Raw genomic sequence first — 4840 nt, forward strand, 5'->3', positions numbered from 1 at the left:
TTGGTATCCAGGTACTGTGGCGAGGTTGGTTAAAATTACACGATCTCTGTGAGGGTTGGCAGCTTGCAAAAGAGACTTAACGGGAAAAGTCAGGTCGCTCGATTACCGCGTAGTCGAAACACTGCACCCCTGCTGCCTCAACGATTTTCCCTTTACAAACGTGCCATTCCATTCTGAGTGATCGCATCGAAAGTCTCGAACGACGAATTGCCGATCTCGAAGCGCAATTTCACGATTCAAACGATTGCATTTCCAAGCTCCATTAACCCAATCATCGAAAGTGAGGCAGATGAAACTTTATAGTGTTCCTATTTCACCCTTTGCCGCCCGCGTGCGATTGTCCATCTATCGCAAAGGTCTAAACATTGAAATTGTCCCACCGCCAGAAGGCGGCATTAAAAGTGATGCCTATTTAGCTCTGAACCCTATGGGACAGGTGCCGACTCTGTTATTGGACTCTGGTTTTGCACTCCCAGAATCAGCAACGATCCTTGAATATCTAGAAGATGTCTTCCCAACACCATCTTTGCGACCGACTGATGTTGAGGATTTAGCCCGTGTTCGTTTGTTCTTGCGCCTCCCAGATTTTCATATTCGACCATCCATCTTTGCTTTAAGAGGTATGCGAGATCCAGCCAATCGCAATGAGGACGTGGTTAAAAGTCAATTTGAAGTTCTGGATCAGGGCTTGTCATATATCGATCATTACCTGAGTGATGATGTCTGGGCAGTGGGTGATCGACCGTCAATCGCTGACTGTGCCCTCGTTCCCATACTCAATATAGTCAGTTTAATGGTATCGGTCTATGACCACTCGGATCTCATCAGCAAGTATCAAAAGCTTAATGCCTATTGGCAGGCAGCCAAGACCGATGAAATTAACGCCAAAGTGATTGCCGAACAACTGGCTGCGATACCAAAAGCTTAGGAGTCTGCGTGCAGAAGGCAGATGGAACAAAGATCCTGGACAAATCCATCATCTTTCCTCTCATAGCATTATTAGCAAAATCATTACAAAAAGGTAGGTGATCATGGAAGAGGGCATATCGGATAATCCTGGAGTAATTGCTTTTCCGCCAGCACTCTATGCTGGAATATTATTAATCGGATTAGTACTTAGTTTCATGTTTCCAATCGACTTTTTATCGCGATCGGTGGCACTAGTTTTGGGAGTATTAGCGATTATTTGCGCGGGTTTGATAGGAACTTCAGCTTTTCGGACGATGAATCGCGCACAGACAGAGGTTAACCCTTCACGTCCGACAACAGCGATCGTTTCGGACGGAGTTTTTAGGTTAAGCCGCAACCCAATTTATTTGTCTCTAACGCTGCTTTACATCGGCATCGTGTTGCTATTGAGTGCGTTCTGGGCATTGGTACTATTATTGCCCCTTTTAGTGATTGTGCAAATTGGGGTTGTTCAGCGCGAAGAGAGTTACTTAGAGCGTAAATTTGGCGATGAATACTTACGCTACAAGGCACGAGTGCGTCGCTGGGTATAAAAGGGTTCATGTAAAAGGGAAAGGGATGATGATTGTCGCGCCACTTGCGGGCAAGGTTTTTACCTTTCCCCCTTCCCCTTCTTATAAAGTACCTATTAAAACCAATTGAAAATTACTCTATGGAGAAAAGCAGATGAGCGACATCAATAAAAACAAGCAGATTATCCAAAACTTTATTCAAGTAGTTTGGAAAGGTCGAAACCTTGCTGCTTTGAAAGACTTTTGGACAGAAGATTGTATCAATCACGCAATGCCAGGATCAGAAAATCGAGGACTTGACGCGCTTAGGGTTTATCACGATTCGTTTTTTGATGATTTTTTCTCTGCTTTCCCCGACATCGAGATTGAAATCATGCAGCAGGTTGCGGAAGGGAATCGGGTTGTTACATATATCGTAAGCAAAGGCAGACACAGTGGCGCATTCTACGGCATTCCACCAACAGGCAAAACCATCTCAACATCAGTGATCCGAATTGATCGTGTTCAAGATGGCAAGATCGCCGAGCATTGGTCTGTTTCTGATGCGGCAGGTCTGATGCAGCAACTTCAATCTTGAACTGTAGTAATGCGGCTTTTTGGACAACAAAAATATCAAACACTGCAATTGCTACTGCTTGATATAAAAACTATGAGTTAGCCAAATCCAAAATCTATACAGATTTATAATTATCAACACTAGAGGCTTCTATGGCTAAATTTGATAACCATCCTACCGTGAGATGGTGGCGTGAGCAGCCTACAAACAACCCAAAAACAAATACAGTCGCTTTGAATTCTGATTCACTCCGAACACTTTGTCTGGATGCGGGTGCTGATGATGTAGGATTTGTAGAAATTTATCGACCCGCGATCGCAAACCAACATGCCGAAATTCTGGCAGTATTTCCACCCACCAAAACATTGATTAGCTTTGTTTGCTGCATGAATCGGGAAAACGTTCGCACTCCAGCACGATCAATTGCTAATCTGGAATTTCATGCCAATTACGACCATGCAGATGAAGTAGCTCGAAACCTCGTCAAAGCATTCGCGCAGATTGGTGTCCGAGCCTTGAATCCATCAGTGGCATTCCCAATGGAAATGGATCGTTATCCAGACAAAAAAGCCTAGGTTATATCTCATAAACCTGTGGCTGTTGAAGCAGGATTAGGACACATAGGAATTCATCGAAATGTGATTCATCCTAAGTTTGGTAATTTCATTGCCCTCGGTACAGTTTTAATCGATACAGAAGTAACGGAGTACGCCCACCCGATCGATTACAATCCCTGCATTGAGTGTAAATTGTGTGTTGCGGCTTGTCCTGTAGGCGCAATCGGGGCTGATGGTAGTTTTAGCTTTTCAGCTTGTTACACTCATAATCAGTAAACCAAAAAGTTTTTTAGAAGCAAAACCCAAGCAAACATTTCAGCTAAATCCAGCGAGATCACAAAACAACGTTTTGTTGAGCATTTCAGACCATACCTCAAGTTACCTTTAAGCGATCGCTCTAAGATCCCTCTAAAACCAATGGTGAATACTCCAGATTCTCAATGGCTGAAACCATTATTTTTACGTTGGTTTTTAAAAGTTTGTGGTTTACTGATAATTACCGCGAGTTCATGGGCGGATTCACAGATTGGACAGAGACGATCGCTGACAGCAAAAGTGCTAGTGATTATCGAAAAAAAGTCAGTGCTTCTGAATCAGCCTCAATGTGGCAAAGCTTGTCTTTCAAGCCGAACTACAAAGCAGCCTACTGTATTGCGGCATGTCCGGCGGGAGAGGATGTAATTGCCCCATTCTTGAGCGATCGCAAAGCATTTATTAAAGATGTGGTCAAGCCATTGCAGGACAAAACCGAAACCATCTATGTGGTGCCGGGATCGGATGCCGAAAACTATGTTGCCAAACATTTTCCCAATAAAACGGTGAAGCTTGTGAGCAGTGGCATTCGTCCTCAATCGATTCAAGGATTTCTCTTTGGATTACCATTGTTATTCCAACGCAATCAGTCGGAGGGATTGAGTGCAATTTACCATTTCACATTCACTGGCTCTGAGTCTCGTCGTGCAACAGTGACGATTCAAAATAAAATGGTACGAGTTCAAGAAGGACATCTTGGGAAAGCAGATATTTCTGTCACCGCAGATAGCAAAACTTGGCTGGGTTTTCTTGGCAAGGAACAAAACCTAATTTGGGCACTGCTTCGGTGTAAAATTCGGGTTAGTGGTTCTCTTAAGCTACTTCAGGCATTTGGTAAATGTTTTCCTGCCTGAAATATTCATTAAATTCTAGAAATGCCTAACTAATTACCCCGCAAGGGGACACAATACCGGAACTAATTGAGGGCTAGCATTCTTTTGTTGACCCAGCCAAACTCCGCAATTGTCTCCAACTTCAGCTATTGGCCATAACACCAACACGGAGAGCAATCCGCTTATATTTGTTTGGATTGTAGGGTATACCTGTATGCATAACTTGGGAGTTATCCCAAAACACAATATCTCCAGGTTGCCAAATATGGGCATAAACTGGTGTACAGTCAAGAATCTCCCGAAACAATTCCTGCCAATACTGTTTAGCAGCTTCTGGTTCGTTTTCTAGACCTTTGAGAATCGAAGTGTCAGAACCCAAATATAAACAATAGCGCCCAGTTACTTTGTGAATTGAGACAATTGGATGTAATTTCCGAGGAATCTCTACCCCTGGCTGTGGGGAGATAGGTGACAGGTGATACATCGACAGTAGTTTTAATTGCTGCTGATGTTGGTGAGCGAGATTGTGGTAGGCTTCCACCATGTCGAGAAAGAGAGTGGTGTGGGGGTGTCCATCCGTTCCTTCGTCCGGGATGGACACCCCATAAAGCATCACAACATAGAGGGCATTCATATCCAGTCCCTGTGTTTTAGGGAGATGGTCTTTATCGTGATGCCATTGCCAAGCAACTTTGCCGACCACCTCATCAGAAAGCCCCTTGGGATTACCTAAAATGGAGACTCCAGGACTCTGTAAGTCTGGAGCGATTTCGGGATCTAGAGGCTTGGGGCGACGACCGAGGGTTGAGTCACCAAACGTCTGGATGGCAAAGTCTTTCAACTGGGATGCCGTCAGTTTTTGCTTTCTGACAACAATAACCCCGTGTTCCCAGAGAGATTGCTTCAATTCCTCAACTTGTTGGTCTGTTATAGATGCAAGATTACAATCTCGTAAAACTTCCTTGCCCAGTCTTGAATGCTGCTGTACGGTCAACAATTTATTCATCTTACAGCAGTTTTCAGGTAAATAGACCACAGTGATTGAACCAACCGAAAGTATCATCCTCGGTAATATAATTTACAACTTCAGCCATTGCTTGA

The 4840-nt window shown here is 43.9% G+C and carries 7 protein-coding genes; 6 read left to right on the forward strand and 1 reads right to left on the reverse strand.

Going from position 1 to position 4840, the window contains the following annotated elements; translation table 11 throughout:
* The first annotated feature begins 289 nt into the window (after nucleotides 1-289).
* From V7K21_RS14465 to V7K21_RS14490, 6 genes are all read left to right on the forward strand, one after another.
* Entirely contained in the window at nucleotides 290-928 is a 639-nt protein-coding gene (locus tag V7K21_RS14465) for a glutathione S-transferase family protein (protein WP_335175307.1), read from the forward strand.
* A gap of 103 nt (nucleotides 929-1031) precedes the next feature.
* A complete protein-coding gene (locus tag V7K21_RS14470) occupies nucleotides 1032-1502 on the forward strand; it encodes a methyltransferase family protein (RefSeq protein ID WP_335175309.1) in 471 nt (156 codons plus the stop codon).
* A gap of 133 nt (nucleotides 1503-1635) precedes the next feature.
* Nucleotides 1636-2058 (forward strand): ester cyclase, encoded by a 423-nt coding sequence (locus V7K21_RS14475; protein ID WP_292746615.1) that lies wholly within the window; start codon nucleotides 1636-1638, stop codon nucleotides 2056-2058.
* Between the two features lie 131 nt (nucleotides 2059-2189).
* The gene (locus tag V7K21_RS14480; RefSeq protein WP_335175312.1) at nucleotides 2190-2612 is read left to right on the forward strand and encodes a hypothetical protein; all 423 of its coding nucleotides are present in this window, start codon (nucleotides 2190-2192) and stop codon (nucleotides 2610-2612) included.
* Nucleotides 2613-2630: 18 nt separating this feature from the next.
* Nucleotides 2631-2870, forward strand: coding sequence for a 4Fe-4S binding protein (locus tag V7K21_RS14485; protein WP_335175314.1), 240 nt, complete (start codon nucleotides 2631-2633; stop codon nucleotides 2868-2870).
* 164 nt (nucleotides 2871-3034) lie between these two features.
* Nucleotides 3035-3760: an SCP2 sterol-binding domain-containing protein gene (locus V7K21_RS14490; RefSeq protein ID WP_335175315.1), complete on the forward strand. Its 726-nt coding sequence runs from the start codon at nucleotides 3035-3037 to the stop codon at nucleotides 3758-3760.
* Nucleotides 3761-3881: 121 nt separating this feature from the next.
* On the opposite strand, the gene V7K21_RS14495 is transcribed toward V7K21_RS14490, so the two are convergent.
* Nucleotides 3882-4745 carry a TauD/TfdA dioxygenase family protein gene (locus V7K21_RS14495; protein WP_335175317.1) on the reverse strand — a complete coding sequence of 288 codons (864 nt, stop codon included), beginning with the start codon at nucleotides 4743-4745 and terminating at the stop codon, nucleotides 3882-3884.
* Nucleotides 4746-4840 lie beyond the last annotated feature (95 nt).

The sequence above is a fragment of the Nostoc sp. genome (assembly GCF_036919595.1).
Taxonomy (GTDB): Bacteria; Cyanobacteriota; Cyanobacteriia; order Cyanobacteriales; family Nostocaceae; genus Nostoc.